Source organism: Comamonas sp. CMM03 (assembly GCF_019218715.1).
GTDB lineage: Bacteria > Pseudomonadota > Gammaproteobacteria > Burkholderiales > Burkholderiaceae_C > Comamonas > Comamonas terrigena.
Genome location: NZ_JAHUXB010000004.1, coordinates 353,816 through 367,111 on the forward strand (window position 1 = coordinate 353,816; position 13,296 = coordinate 367,111).

The following is a 13,296-nucleotide window of genomic DNA, read 5'->3' on the forward strand; positions in this document are numbered from 1 at the left end:
CCGGTCTCATCCAGGTGAAGTCTTTGCCAGAACTCCGATTGGAATGGACGCAGGGCCTGTGAACGGGCTACCAAAATCTGGTCGATTCACTTCTCACTTCAGTCTTTGACATGGCCATTCCCCCCTTGGGTAGCGTGCCGGGCGCGGCGTCATACACGCATCGGCTTTTGCGCCGTGTGGTTGCCGTCGAGCCCGATGAAGTGAAGGCGGTGCTCTTGGGCTTTGCCTGGTTCGGCTGCCTGCTGTCGGGCTACTACCTGCTGAGACCGCTGCGGGATGCCATGGGTCTTGTGGGTGGGCCGCAAGAGCTGCGCTGGCTTTTCACCGCCACCTTCGTCACGATGCTTTTGCTGGTGCCAGCGTTTGGCTTCCTGGTCACGAAGTTGTCACCGCGCCGGTTTGTACCGCTCGCCTACCGTCTCTTCGCGGTGACCTTGCTGGCATTCAGTGCTGCGATGGCCATCCATGCGGACAGCGTGTGGCTGGGCAGAACCTTCTTTGTGTGGGTGAGCGTCTTCAATCTGTTCGTTGTCAGCATTTTCTGGAGCGTGCTGGACGACTGCTTCAGCAGTGAGCAGGGCCGCAGGCTCTTCGGATTCATCGCTGCAGGAGGGACGTTTGGCACCATCGTCGGACCCGCTTTGGCTGCAGCGGCCGTGAGCGTGCTCGGCCCCATGGCGCTTGCTTTGCTCGCTGCCTTGCTCCTGGAGGTGGCATTGCGTTGCTTCCGTGGGATATATCCCGCCCCATCCAGGGAAGGCGGCGACAGCGCTCAGGCAGCACATCCCCAGTCGAGCCCATTGGGCGGCCAGGTGTGGGCGGGGCTGTCCTTGATTGCCAGGTCCCCCTATTTGTTGGGTATATGTGCGTATCTGCTGCTGCACACCGCTGCGTCAACGTTTCTGTACTTTGAGCAGGGCCGCATCGTTGCCGAGTCGTTGACCGATACCGTCTCCAGAACCCGGTATTTCGCGGCAGTCGACTTCAGTGTCTCGTCGCTGACGCTGGCATTGCAAGTCTTCCTCACCGGACGCCTGATGAAGCGATTCGGGCTGGTGCTCTGCTTGGCCATACTGCCAGTGGTGACGGTGGTTGCGTTTGGCGCGCTCGCGCTGGCGCCGACGCTCCTGGTTCTCGCCTTGGTGCAGGTAGCGCGGCGCGCGCTGGATTACGCGATTGCCAGACCGGCGCGCGAGGTACTGTTCACCGTGGTCAACCGTGAAGAGAAATACAAGGCGAAAAACGCCATTGAGACGCTGGTGTACCGTGGAGGCGATGCGGTCAGTGGCTGGTTGTCTTCGGCGCTGTCTGCAGTCGGTGTCGGGCTGGGAGGCATTGCTGTGGTGGCCATGCCTGTAGCCGCAACCTGGTGTGCGCTGTGCGTCTGGCTCGCCAGGCGTCAGGACCGCATGCGGCAGAGGGCTGATGCCGCAACCACCAAGGAATCTCTCACCACTTCGGAGGCCACATGACCCAACCCATTGGACCGTGCTCTACAGGCATCAACCGGGCACAGCTCCTGCGAGCCACTGCGGCGGCAGCGCTCTCCGCCACCCTGGGGCCAGGTGCGTTGGCCGCTACAGCCGGGGCCCAAGGAGGAAAGATGCGCACACGAAGAATTCCCTCGACGGGCGAGCTGCTGCCAGTGGTTGGTTGCGGCACCTGGCAGGGCTTTGGCCATGCCCCAGGCAGTGCCGAGTATGCGCGCCTGCCAGGGGTGGTGGAGGCGCTCTTTGATGCAGGCGGCACGGTTCTGGACAGCTCGCCCATGTACGGTCGCTCCGAAAAGACCACCGGGGAGCTCCTGGCGAAGTCGAACCACCGTACCAAGGCATTCCTGGCGACCAAGGTCTGGACTTCCGGGCGCGAGGCTGGAATCCGGCAAATGGAAGCATCCATGTCGCTGTTGGGTACGAACAAACTGGACCTGATGCAGGTGCACAACCTGGTGGACTGGCAGACGCACTTGGCGACGCTGCGTGAGTGGAAAAAGCAGGGCAAGGTCCGGTATGTGGGGATCACGCATTACACCTCCTCAGCATTCCGCGAAGTGGAGGCCGTGCTCCGGCGCGAGCCACTGGATTTCCTGCAGATTAACTATGCGGTGGATGACCAAAGCGCTGCCGAGACGCTGCTTCCTCTGGCGATGGACAAGGGCGTCGCCGTGCTGATCAATCAGCCGTTTGGCGGAGGAGGGCTGCTGCGGGGGCTGCGGGAGAGGCCTTTGCCAGACTGGGCGCAGGAAATCGGCTGCACCAGCTGGGCGCAGGTGTTGCTGAAGTTTGTGCTCAGCAATCCGGCCGTCACTTGTGTCATTCCAGGGACCAGCCGCCCGGAACATATGCTGGACAACGCCCAGGCAGGGATGGGCGTCATGCCGGAGCCGTCGTTCTGGCGGCGGCGCTCGCTCGGCATCTGACTGGGAAGGGGGTGACGGGCTGGTCTGCGGTGACCCTGCGGCCGGGCTCGCGCTGAGCCATCACATCGCCAATCGCTTGCTCCTTCGTAGGTAACCGGAGATATGGTGAGCGGTGACCGATTTCTCGTGGATCGGCGCGGCTTCGCCCGACGGCCGCTCCAGGCTCTGGTGTTCCGCTGACTGCCTTCATCAGAGCCGCTGTGCTGTGAGGCATCAGCAAAAAAACTTAGGCAACAAGGCAAGAAGCCCGCAGCGCAATGTTTAGCTATGTAGATCCAGATAAAAAGGCGCCGGAAAGGCACTTTTTTATTGGGTATCTGGCGGAGGCTGTGTCCGCCGTGAAGCTGTCTTGATTTGAACAGTATGTCTTGGTTGTTTTTGTAGGTTATTGATTTATATTTATTTTTTAAATTTCCTTGTCTTGATGTGTCTTTTTGAATCTAGCTCAATCAATATTTCTATGGTAGAAACAATGGTGTAAATAAAATATGTTGAGGTTCGACTTCGGCGCTACTCGCGTGCTCCAGTGAAGTCGAGTGAGTCACGGTGAGTTGAATGGCAAAAAAGGCAAAAGAACTGACGGCGCTAGAGGTCGGCCGCTTAAAAGAGCAGGGGCATCATGCAGTCGGTGGAGTAGCTGGACTGTATCTCTACGTTTTAGATACGGGTGCACGCTCTTGGGTACTGCGAACCATGGTCGGCGACAAACGTCGCCACATCGGATTGGGAGGCTTCCCTGAAGTCACTTTGGCTATGGCGCGAGAAAAAGCACGTGTGGCTAAAGACAGCGTTGCTCAAGGAATTGATCCCATTGCAGAGCGAGCTGCTGCGGCCAGCCGACTAAGAGTGGCTAACACCACTTCGTCGCAGGCCCCCCCAGAGCGGTTATGCTCGCTGCCCTCATGGCACGACGACCCATAAGCAAAGAACTGTGGCGACAGCTACAACCAGTGATCCCGGCCTTCGTGCCTTCTGCCAAAGGCGGTGCGCGCAAGCTCGCAGTCAGCGATGAAGCCGCCCTCAACGGCATCCTGTTCGTGCTGCAAACAGGCATTCCATGGGAAGACCTTCCCCAATCTCTTGGATACGGCAGCGGCATGACTTGCTGGCGGCGCCTGCGCGACTGGAATGTCGCTGGTGTCTGGGGCCAGCTGCACCAGGCCATGCTGATCCGCTTGCGTGAACATGACCAGATCGATTGGAGCCGGGCCAGCATTGATGGCTCCTCGGTACCAAGCCCCCGGGGGGCCAGGAAACGGGCCCTAACCCCACGGACAGAGGCAAGCTCGGCTCCAAGCGACACATCGTCGTAGATGCCAGGGGCATTCCTCTGGTGATCTTGGTCAGCGGTGCGAACAGGCATGACTCCAAGATGTTCGAGAAGTGCGTGGACGCGATTCCTGCGATTGCAGGCTTGCCAGGGCGTCCCCGTAAAAGACCCGCCAAGCTGCACGCCGACAAAGGCTACGACTTCAAGCGATGCCGAATCCACCTGAGGCAGCGGGGCATCATCGGCCGGATTGCCAGGCGAGGCGTTGAGAGCAGCCAGCGGCTGGGCAAGCACCGGTGGGTGGTGGAGAGGACGCACAGCTGGTTTGCAGGCTTTGGCAAGCTGCGAATCCGCTTTGAACGACGGCTGGATATCCACGAAGCGCTGTTGAAGTTGGCGGCAGCGATCATCTGCGCACGCTTCGTGGATCGGTGGTGTTAGCCACTCTAATTCCTTGTCCCTGCTGCTCGACTGCCGATTAGCGAGCAAAGGTGACGTCGGCTTTCTTGGCACACGGCAATGGTTTGCGTTGGGCCATGATCTATGACACCGTGACTTGGCCGTTCATCAGCAGGGGCAGGAGCCAATCGCGGAGTTGGGCAAGTTGCTGGTTTTCTACAGCGTTGACAGCCATCTTTTCGTAATGAGCTTTAACCGCATCTTCAAAAAAACAAAGGATTTCTTCTTTTGCCAATATTACTGGGCATTTATTTATATGGCCGTTGGTTAGATTGTTAATATTTGTCCCAAGGCATTGATTTTTTATATAAGCCTTGAACCAAAAAGATTGAAGAAATGTATTTACAAAATATCTTGCGTTGGCATGCGGTGTGATTTTTGAGCAGAAGGCTCCATAGCCCAAAGGCTCGTCGAAGAAATAGATGCCATTTTTTCCAACATGCTCCTTGCTACCGCTTGACATGACAATCAGGGTTGAGAATTTTGTTAGGGTCTGTGCCGAGCTAACTCGGCTAGAAGGCACATAAACCAAATCACCTGCATCAACAACATTCCCCGTAACATTGGTTGCGCGGAGAATACCGATCGCGCCACTCGAGCTCGAAGTGCAAACATCCTCTTTTCCATAAGTCACACCTCGCTCAAGCGAGATGTACTGTTCGAGTCGTCCAGATTCCCAGTCCTCCGGAATTTCCCGTTTCAGCGTGGCGTTGTAGACCATCTTGCCGCCGGAGGATTTGTAGGGTTTTCCGTGGACGTCGGGGAAGTCGAACTGCACAAACCAGTAGTCGTACAGCGCCTTGGCCATCGCCTCCAGCTCGGCGTTGATGCGGTTGTTGCAGTCGATTTTGGCGTCGAGGGCTGAGAGAATGGCGGCGATTTTCTTCTGCTGATCTTTTTCGGTGATAGCGGGCACAGCCATCTCATGCAACTCGTTCCGATTGACGCCAGGAACGGCACTTTTGTCAGATGTATGAATCCGGCCAAGACAACTCAGTAGGTAATAGATGTACTTCGGATCATTACCCTTAAAAGTGGTGACATAGAGTGCTGTGTTATGTGGCCAGTATTTGCCATTTACGTAATACATTTCCCCGAGCGTGCCGTATCGTCCAGTGACAACGCCTTGGCCCTCAACCATGTATTCATCGTGATAACCAGTTACTCCGGCCGAGCTTATTACTGGGTAAGGTCCGGGACGTCGCTGATTTTCGGGAAGGTCGTAACCACGTTTCAGATTTAACAAATCACCAAGACGCATATGCGCTGCATTAGCCATGACGCAACCCCGCCAATTTCTTCCTGATTTCCTGCTCCAGCCCCGCCGACTCAGCAAACAGCGCATCCAGCCGATCGGTAAAGCCTTGCAGCTTTTCAGTAAACTGCGTCGGAGTCAGATCGCTGTATTCAATCTTCACCTCGAAATACTGCCCAGCGCTCAGGCTGTAATTCTTGGCGGCGATGTCGTCGTAGCTCACCACCACCGAAAAATCTTCCACCGCCTGCTTGGCATTGAAGGTGGCGATGATGTCGTCTTCTTCTTCGTTCGCCAGCAAGGTTTTCTGGTTCTTGCCGTCCTTGACCTTAGTGCCGAGGTTGGAGGCGTCAATCAACACCACATCGGCCTTGTTGGCCGCGTCGATGAACAGAATGGAGACGTTGGTGCCAGTAGTGGCGAAGATATTGCTGGGCATGGACACCACGCCGGCCAGCATTTTGTTGTCCACCAGATGCTGGCGGATACCTTTGTCAATACCACTTTGCGCGGTGATGAAGCCAGTGGGCACCACCACCGCTGCTTTGCCACCGGACTTGAGCGAGTAGATGATGTGCTGCAAAAAGAGCTGGTAGATGGCCATTTTGTCCACGGCCTGCTTGGGAATGTTCGGCACCCCGGCAAAGAAGCGTTCCTGATGCTCTTTGGTGTCTAGCTCGTTGCGGAAATCGGAGAAATCCATCTTGAACGGTGGATTGCTGACGATGTAATCGAATTTCTTGAGTGCTTTGCCATCCCGGTGGTAGGGGTGGAGCATGGTGTTGCCCTGAATGATGTTGGGGATGGAGTGCACCAAGTTGTTCAGGATCAGGTTCAGGCGCAGCAAGCTGGAAGATTTTTGCGAAATGTCCTGTGAGTAGATGCTGCAACGCTGCTCGCCGATGGCGTGGGCGATGTTCATGAGCAGCGTTCCGGAACCGGCCGAGGGGTCGTAGCAGCTCACGTTGTTGACTTTGCCGCGTACTGATTCGGGCACCAGGATGGCGGCCATGATCTTGGCCACGGCGTGCGGGGTGTAGTACTCGGCGTATTTGCCGCCGCTGTCCTTGTTGTAATCCTTGATCAGGTATTCAAACAGCGCGGCGTAGAAATCGTATTTTTCGTTGAAGATGCGCTCAAAGCTGAAATCACCCAGCTTGTTGATGATGGCGCGGCAAAAGGCGTCGCGCTTGGAAGGGTCGGTGATGAACTCACTGACGCGATCGAACAGCGTGATCTTGGCGCCGCCATCGGTTTTGACGGCGAAGATGTCGTTGTTGGTAATGGCGATGTCGCGCAGGGTGTCGTCGAACAGCTTGGCAAATTCCGGTGCGTTCTGGCGGCCAAACAGGTGGGCGATGAAATGCTCGGGTTTCAGGCGGGCGGTGTCTGGCCCCATCTGCATTTGCAGCATTTCCACGTCGTCTTCGCTCATGGCCGCGATGGCGGCTTCCCAACTCTCGACTTTGGCAAGCTCTGGCCGGATTTTTTTGACCTCGAAGGCGAACTTGTCGTTCAAAAATTTATAGAGAAAGACCTGGGTGATGATCTTGAATTCGTTGCCATCGTTGCCCAAGCCATAGGCGGCGCAAATGGCCTTTAGGCTGTCGATCAGTTCGCGGGTGCGTTGTTCAAATTGTTGCGTTACCAAGGCTGTGCTCCGGTGCTGAGTCCGCCGCCCATGCGGCTGCCAGCAGAAAATTCATTCATGTATTCGGCCACCACCAGCTGATTGATGGTGCGGGTGGCGTCAGGGGTAAGTTTGATGTGCTGGCGAGTGTAGAACTCACCAATCACAATGGGCTGCATCATCCGTTCGAAATAGCTTTCGTTATTCAAGAGCTGCGTGTTTTGCAGCACCTGGTCGTCGGCCTGGGCCTTGACGCCAGAGAGCGCTTCAAACAGCTTGCGCTCGGTCTGGGTAACGCTACTACCTTCCTGCAGGCGTTTGTGGATGCGGGTGTATTTGGCATCACCCCGATATTTCGTGCGAAGCTGGTTGTTTTGGCGATTCAGCTCTTTGACCTTGTCGTGGATGGCATTGAGCGCGCTGATATTGGCAGTCATCTCTTCCTGACTGACTTCGCTGAGTTTCTTTTTCTTGAACAGGCGTTCGAGCTCTTCGCGCAGGGTGATGAATTTGGGGTCACCTTGATCAAAGTTGTCCGCCAAGGCTTCCCGTGTCTGGCGCAGGGTGTTTTTCAACTTGTCGGCAAGCACCAGTTCCTCTTCCCGGATCTTGGCGAATTTGAAGATCACATCTTCCAGCGCGACGTTGAGCAGTTGGCTGGTGTCGGTGGCGGATTCGATGCTCTCTTTCAAGTTGAGCAAGTCGAGATGGTTGCAGGTTTCGCGGTAGAGCTGGCCCAGCTTGTGGAAATCCAGCTGCTGCAAAATCGCATAGTCGCCTTGCAGGCGGATTAGGTTATAGAGGTTGCGGGCGTCGCCCAGTGCTTTTTTGAGTGCCAGCACCGTGGCACGGTCTTGGATTTGGCTGAGCTGCTTGGAAAACTCTTCGGCATTTTCAATATTGAAGCTGAACAGGATGTCCTTGATGGCTTCGATTTCCTGGGTGATCTCTTCGGAGGATTTGAACAGGTTGGAGTAGTGCTCGATCTCGTCGCCCAGCTCGGATTGCAACTCGTCAAAATAGTCTTTATTGGTTTTGTCGAACTCTTTACGGATGTCGGCAAAGTCAACCACATAACCGTAGCGGAAATCCTTGTAGGTACGGTTGACACGGGTGAGCGCCTGCAGTAGGTTGTGCGCCTTGATGATGCGGCCGAGGTAGAGCTTTTTCAGACGCTTGGCGTCAAAGCCGGTGAGCAGCATGTTGTAGACAAACAGCAGGTCGATCTTGCCGGCCTTGAAGTCTTCAACCCAATCCTTGCGTTCGTCCTTGCTGCCGACATCGTGCAGGATCAGGGCGGCAGTTTTGGCGCGGTTTTCCAGCAGCGTGCGGGCGGCGTAGCTGTCGGGCTGGGCAGCGGCGATCACCGCTTGCGCGGCATAGACCGCCGTGAAGATGCGGAACATCTCGCGTGCCTGATCGGCACTGTCGCAGATTACCATGGCGCCGATGCCGGCGTCGCCCAGGGCGCTGCGGCTTTTCTCGAAATCACGCACGATGTAGTCGAGCATGGGCTCGACAAATTTTGGGTGCGAGTAGATGAGCTTGCGGTCAATGTCTCCCTGCTGCAGCTTGACGGCGGCCAGCGCCTCTTGCAGCGATAGCTTGTAGTTGGTGGCGATTTCTTCGCGGATCAGGCGCAGGGTGTAGCCGTCAGCAATTGAGGCGTTGTAGTAATACTTGTGGATGTAATCGCCAAACAGGGCGCGTGAGTTGTAGTCATCGCCCAGCAGAGGTGTGCCGGTAAGGCCGATCTTGATGGCGTTGCGGTCGGACTGGCTGAGGTTGGCCAGAAAACTGCCCTGAGGGTTGTAGCTGCGGTGCACCTCATCCAGAAAATAGATGCGCTGGATGCTGAAGTCGTAATCCTCGGCGTGCACCACATCCGGATCATCTTGAAACTTCTGGATGTTGACCACGGTGATTTCAGGCTTGCCACTGTGGTTGTGCAATACCTGCGTGGTTTTGATGTCACGGGCAAAGGCGTCGCGGCTGTCGATGGTGTGCACCACCAGCCCGCGCCCGGAGAATTCCCGCTGCGCCTGAATGAGCAGATCCAGCCGGTCGACGATGCAATAGAACTTCGGGATAACGCCTTTGCGTTGGAAGTAATCGGTGAGGAAGCGGGTGTTGTAGTAGGCTAGTGCGGTTTTGCCGCTGCCCTGCGTGTGCCAGATGATGCCTTTTTTGACCCCCGCATCAAGTTTTTTCTCGATGGCTTTGGTTGCAAAAAGCTGGGGATAGCGCATGACGTGCTTGTGCAGGCCGTCGCTTTCATAGACATAGGCCAGCGCAAAGCGGAGAACGAAAGCCAATCGGCCACGGCTGAGCAGGGACGTGCAAATCCGGTTGGTGGGCGTATTGGGCGACTTGTTGGTCAGAAACTCCGGGCTGTGCTTGATGACATTGAGGTTGTTGTCGCGCAGTACGTCGTTTTCGAGCGCATCGTCTTCAGCAGCCAGAAGCTGGGTGAGGTCCAGTGCTTCTTCTTCACGGAAATAGTTGAAGACGGGCGCGTCATAGGATGGGCTTGCGTAGAACGCACCCTCGATGGGCTGCGGCGAGCCATCTTCGTACTCCATGTTGTTGGAAAAGAGCATCAACTGCGTGATGTTGATGAAGCGCCGGAATTTTGGATTGCGGCTGCGCGTGGTGATGCGGTTTCGCTCGGCCAGCACACCTTCGCGGTTGTTGGGCTTTTTGACCTCGATGAAGGCCAGCGGCATGCCATTGATAAGCAGGGTGATATCGGGGCGAAACTCGTCGTCGCCATTTTTGCAGGTCAGCTCGGTGACGACGTGGAAGCTGTTGTTGTCGAAGTTTTCGAAGTCGATCAGGCGGATGCCCGAGCGTTCTGTCAACCGGTCGTAGAACGCTTTACCGAGATCTTCGTTATCCAGCAAAAGCTTGACGTCGGCCAGCAGGCGGGCGACGTCGTCTGAACTCAAATCAGGATTGATGCGGGTGATGGCTTGGTTGAAAAGTGCCGGGAAGATGTTGGTATCGATATCCCAAATGGCACCCTTTAGGGACAGATAGCTGTAACCCAGCCGCATCAGGTGCAGGATGCACGGGATCTTGACCCGCGAGTCTTCGCTGAAAACCATCGTTGCTGCTCCCTTATTTATCGTGCCGAACAGAACCGTTCGAATCCTCGTCAGCGCCACCCCCCCGCACCCAATCATCTACCTCGGACACCTGGAATTTCCACAGCCGCCCCACGCGGTGCGCGGGCAGCCCCTTACGTTCGATCCAGCGGTAAATCGAATCGCGCGTGACGCCCAGATGCTCGGCAATCTGTTCGACAGATACCCACGGCTCACTCATGGAAGGGCTCCAGTTGGTGGAAGACGGGTGGCATAGAGTCGCAATCAATCGTAAAGGGCGTAATTTATCAGCTACAGGATTGGCCAGCCAGATTTCGAAGCAAAAAGCTTCCCAGGCTCACTTGGCTTCTTGATCGTTCAGCGCGTGAATGTGAATCGACCAGGATTTCCTAGAATCTTGGCGTTCAAGCAAACACAGCTCCCAACCTCTGGGAGCGACGGATATGCTGCAATGATCTGTCGCTCATGTAATGCCCCTGAAAGACCGGAACCGCTGCACAGCAGACACATGCTTAGTAGGCATGATCGAAATAAGAGGTGGTGTTCTCGGCTGCGGTGTTGGAAGACCACTATCCAGTGGCCGCTGATGTAAGCCGCTGTATGCGCGCAGCACTGTCCAGATTTGTCCATTCCAAGCTCAAATCTAATGGTAGAAAGGATGGTGGAAAAAATAAAAAAGCGCCGTAAAGGCGCTTGTTTATTGACTATCTGGCGGAGGCTGTGAGATTCGAACTCACGGAAGGATCACTCCTTCGGCAGTTTTCAAGACTGCTGGTTTAAACCACTCACCCAAACCTCCGAAGCCGTCAATTCTACACAAAGCGCGGCGGCCTCCGGGGCCGCGCGGCGCAATCAGGCGGTCTGCAGCAGGCCCTGGCGTTCGATGAACTGCACCACCTCATCCAGCCCGTCCAGGGTCTTGAGGTTGGTCATCACAAAAGGCTTCAGCCCCTTGGGCGTGGTGCGCTGCTTCACGGTGTCGCTGCGCATGATGTCCAGGTTGGCGCCCACATGCGGGGCCAGGTCGGTCTTGTTGATGACGAACAGATCGCTCTTCGTGATCCCAGGGCCGCCCTTGCGCGGGATCTTCTCGCCGGCGGCCACATCGATCACATAGATCGTCAGATCCGACAGCTCAGGGCTGAAGGTCGCCGCCAGGTTGTCGCCGCCGGATTCGATGAAGACGATGTCGGCATCGGGAAAGTCCTTGAGCATGCGGTCAATGGCTTCCAGGTTGATGGACGCGTCTTCGCGGATGGCGGTGTGGGGGCAGCCTCCGGTCTCCACACCCATGATGCGCTCGGCAGGCAGCGCGCCGCTGATGGTCAGCAGGCGCTGGTCTTCCTTGGTGTAGATGTCGTTGGTGATGGCGACCAGGTCCCATTTGTCGCGCATGGCCTTGCAGAGCATCTCCAGGATCGTGGTCTTGCCCGAGCCCACGGGCCCGCCAATGCCCACGCGCAGCGGCGGCAGTTTCTTGGTGCGGTGGGGGATGTGGTGCAGTGCAGAGGTGGTCATGATCTGAAAAGGCGTGAATACAGATGTTCGTGCTGGGCCGACAGAATCGCCAGCATGGGAGAAAAGGCTTGCCGTCCATGGTCTGGCAGGGCCAGGGCATGGTCAACCGCCTGCGGTATGTCCTGGGTCAGCTGCGCCAGGATGCGCTGGCCTGCGCTCTGGCCCAGCGGCACGGCCTTGATGGCGGCCTGCACCATGTTCTCGGCCCAGCCGAAGGCATAGGCCAGCAGCGCGTCGCGGCCCGTGGCGCCGGTGCAGTGCGCCGCAAACGAGAACGCTATTGGGTAGCTGGCATCCTGCGTGCCCAGCCAGGCGATGGTGGGCTGCAGCGCCGCATCACCGGCATGGCGGTTGCGCAGCCAGTCCACCAGCGAACGGCCCATCTGTTCGGTCTGCAGCCGCAGCTCGCTGGTTTCGCGTGTGGTGCGCACCCATTGGTTGAGTGCAGCAATGCGCTCGCGGTCATCGCTGTGCCAGGCCGCTGCCGCCTGCGCAATCACCGCCATGTCGCCGCGGGACTGGGTCAGGTGCAGCTGCTGCACCAGCCAGTGTGCGGCTTCGCTTTCGTTCGTGACCAGCTCCGCCTGGATGGCGGATTCCAACCCTTCCGAATAGGAAAATCCGCCGATCGGCAAGGCGGGCGAGGCCAGCCACATCAGCTGCAGAAAGCTGGCGGGCGCAAGCTGCAAAGGGGCGCTGCTGGTCATGCAGGTTCTCCGCGCAGGCTCAGAAATTTGAGGCCCACAATGCCCATCACGATCATGCCGAAACAGGCCATGCGGGCCAGGCTGCGGTCTTCATCCAGAAACAGCATGCCGTAGGCGGCGGTGCCCACGGCGCCAATGCCCACCCAGACGGCGTAGGCCGTGCCCACGGGAATGCTGCGCGTGGCCAGCGACAGCAGGTACATGCTCGCCGCGATGAACGCCACGCAGAACAGGCTGGGGCCCAGGCGTGTGAAACCTTCGGTGCGCGGCATGGCGGCGGCGTAGAAGATCTCGCACAGGCCGGCGGCGATCAGGAACAGCCAGTTCATCCGTGGTTGCACTTTCCGTGGTCATGCCCGTGACCATGATCGGGCGCATGGCCGTGGTCATGGCTGTGCCCATCGGAGTGGCTGTGCGTATGGCCATGGTGGTGGTGGCTGTGGCCGTCATTGGTCACATGGCCGCCGTAGGCTCCGCCTTCCGGCTCGAACGGCAGATCGGCTTCCACCACGGTCATGTGCATGCTGCGCAGCATATCGGCCAGCACATGGTCGGGCTCGATCTTCAGATGGTCGGGCTGCAGCTCGATCGGGACATGGCGGTTGCCCAGGTGGTACGCGGCGCGCATCAGGTCGAAGGGCGATCCGTGCACGGCGCAGGCGGTGATGTGCAGCACTTTCTGCGGCGCCGCCAGCACGCGGACCAGCGATCCATCCTCGGCCACCAGTACGTCGCCGCCGCGCACGGCCTGGCCGCGCGGCAGAAAGATTGCCAGTTCGCGGCCCTGGCTGTCGGTGGCGGCAAAGCGGCTCTTCTGGCGCACATCCCAGTCCAGCTCCACGGTCGCAGCGCGTTTGAGCAGGGGGGCAGACAGGCCTTGGCCTTGGGGCAGCAGTTTGTTGGCGGTCAACATGGTGAATTCAGGTGCAAA

At 57.6% G+C, this 13,296-nt stretch carries 12 protein-coding genes and 1 tRNA gene; 4 read left to right on the forward strand and 9 right to left on the reverse strand.

Annotation, left to right across the window (positions count from 1 at the left end; all coding sequences use genetic code 11):
• Window positions 1-110: 110 nt before the first annotated feature.
• The 4 genes from KW830_RS15500 (at window position 111) to KW830_RS15515 (ending at window position 4,130) form a co-directional block, all read left to right on the forward strand.
• A complete protein-coding gene (locus tag KW830_RS15500) occupies window positions 111-1,472 on the forward strand; it encodes an NTP/NDP exchange transporter (protein WP_218333645.1) in 1,362 nt (453 codons plus the stop codon).
• Window positions 1,473-1,501: 29 nt separating this feature from the next.
• On the forward strand, window positions 1,502-2,419 hold the full coding sequence (locus KW830_RS15505; protein ID WP_218333804.1) for an aldo/keto reductase: 918 nt from the start codon (window positions 1,502-1,504) through the stop codon (window positions 2,417-2,419).
• Between the two features lie 555 nt (window positions 2,420-2,974).
• On the forward strand, window positions 2,975-3,340 hold the full coding sequence (locus KW830_RS15510; protein WP_218333646.1) for an Arm DNA-binding domain-containing protein: 366 nt from the start codon (window positions 2,975-2,977) through the stop codon (window positions 3,338-3,340).
• Window positions 3,322-4,130, forward strand: a protein-coding gene (locus KW830_RS15515; RefSeq protein ID WP_218333805.1) for an IS5 family transposase whose coding sequence is annotated in 2 segments (ribosomal slippage) — window positions 3,322-3,652 and window positions 3,652-4,130 — 810 coding nt in all. Because the reading frame shifts where the segments join, the coding sequence is not laid out codon by codon here. The genes KW830_RS15510 and KW830_RS15515 overlap by 19 nt, the downstream gene beginning before the upstream one ends.
• A 100-nt stretch (window positions 4,131-4,230) precedes the next feature.
• Here the strand turns inward: KW830_RS15515 and KW830_RS15520 are convergent.
• From KW830_RS15520 to ureE, 9 genes are all read right to left on the reverse strand, one after another.
• Complete coding sequence (locus KW830_RS15520) at window positions 4,231-5,409, reverse strand: restriction endonuclease subunit S (protein WP_218333647.1); 1,179 nt, start codon at window positions 5,407-5,409, stop codon at window positions 4,231-4,233.
• A 10-nt stretch (window positions 5,410-5,419) separates the two neighbouring features.
• The gene (locus tag KW830_RS15525; protein WP_218333648.1) at window positions 5,420-7,054 is read right to left on the reverse strand and encodes a class I SAM-dependent DNA methyltransferase; all 1,635 of its coding nucleotides are present in this window, start codon (window positions 7,052-7,054) and stop codon (window positions 5,420-5,422) included.
• Window positions 7,048-10,140 carry a type I restriction endonuclease subunit R gene (locus KW830_RS15530; protein ID WP_218333649.1) on the reverse strand — a complete coding sequence of 1,031 codons (3,093 nt, stop codon included), beginning with the start codon at window positions 10,138-10,140 and terminating at the stop codon, window positions 7,048-7,050. Before KW830_RS15530 ends, KW830_RS15525 begins: the two co-directional genes overlap by 7 nt.
• Before the next feature lie 13 nt (window positions 10,141-10,153).
• Window positions 10,154-10,360: a helix-turn-helix domain-containing protein gene (locus KW830_RS15535; RefSeq protein WP_218333650.1), complete on the reverse strand. Its 207-nt coding sequence runs from the start codon at window positions 10,358-10,360 to the stop codon at window positions 10,154-10,156.
• 489 nt (window positions 10,361-10,849) lie between these two features.
• Window positions 10,850-10,939, reverse strand: a tRNA-Ser gene (locus KW830_RS15540).
• Window positions 10,940-10,992: 53 nt separating this feature from the next.
• Window positions 10,993-11,658, reverse strand: a complete 666-nt coding sequence (gene ureG, locus KW830_RS15545) for an urease accessory protein UreG (RefSeq protein ID WP_066536813.1) — start codon at window positions 11,656-11,658, stop codon at window positions 10,993-10,995.
• On the reverse strand, window positions 11,655-12,365 hold the full coding sequence (locus KW830_RS15550; protein ID WP_218333651.1) for an urease accessory protein UreF: 711 nt from the start codon (window positions 12,363-12,365) through the stop codon (window positions 11,655-11,657). Before KW830_RS15550 ends, ureG begins: the two co-directional genes overlap by 4 nt.
• Complete coding sequence (locus KW830_RS15555; protein ID WP_218333652.1) at window positions 12,362-12,694, reverse strand: multidrug efflux SMR transporter; 333 nt, start codon at window positions 12,692-12,694, stop codon at window positions 12,362-12,364. Before KW830_RS15555 ends, KW830_RS15550 begins: the two co-directional genes overlap by 4 nt.
• Window positions 12,691-13,278 carry an urease accessory protein UreE gene (ureE, locus tag KW830_RS15560; protein ID WP_218333653.1) on the reverse strand — a complete coding sequence of 196 codons (588 nt, stop codon included), beginning with the start codon at window positions 13,276-13,278 and terminating at the stop codon, window positions 12,691-12,693. Before ureE ends, KW830_RS15555 begins: the two co-directional genes overlap by 4 nt.
• Window positions 13,279-13,296: the final 18 nt, after the last annotated feature.

What these genes read in the sequence shown, in the direction of transcription:
- KW830_RS15500 (WP_218333645.1), top strand. Translation starts at nt 111, where the DNA reads ATGGCCATTCCCCCCTTGGGTAGCGTGCCGGGCGCGGCGTCATACACG.
- KW830_RS15510 (WP_218333646.1), top strand. Translation starts at nt 2,975, where the DNA reads ATGGCAAAAAAGGCAAAAGAACTGACGGCGCTAGAGGTCGGCCGCTTA.
- KW830_RS15520 (WP_218333647.1), bottom strand. Translation starts at nt 5,409, where the DNA reads ATGCGTCTTGGTGATTTGTTAAATCTGAAACGTGGTTACGACCTTCCC.
- KW830_RS15530 (WP_218333649.1), bottom strand. Translation starts at nt 10,140, where the DNA reads ATGGTTTTCAGCGAAGACTCGCGGGTCAAGATCCCGTGCATCCTGCAC.
- KW830_RS15535 (WP_218333650.1), bottom strand. Translation starts at nt 10,360, where the DNA reads ATGAGTGAGCCGTGGGTATCTGTCGAACAGATTGCCGAGCATCTGGGC.
- ureG (WP_066536813.1), bottom strand. Translation starts at nt 11,658, where the DNA reads ATGACCACCTCTGCACTGCACCACATCCCCCACCGCACCAAGAAACTG.
- KW830_RS15550 (WP_218333651.1), bottom strand. Translation starts at nt 12,365, where the DNA reads ATGACCAGCAGCGCCCCTTTGCAGCTTGCGCCCGCCAGCTTTCTGCAG.
- KW830_RS15555 (WP_218333652.1), bottom strand. Translation starts at nt 12,694, where the DNA reads ATGAACTGGCTGTTCCTGATCGCCGCCGGCCTGTGCGAGATCTTCTAC.
- ureE (WP_218333653.1), bottom strand. Translation starts at nt 13,278, where the DNA reads ATGTTGACCGCCAACAAACTGCTGCCCCAAGGCCAAGGCCTGTCTGCC.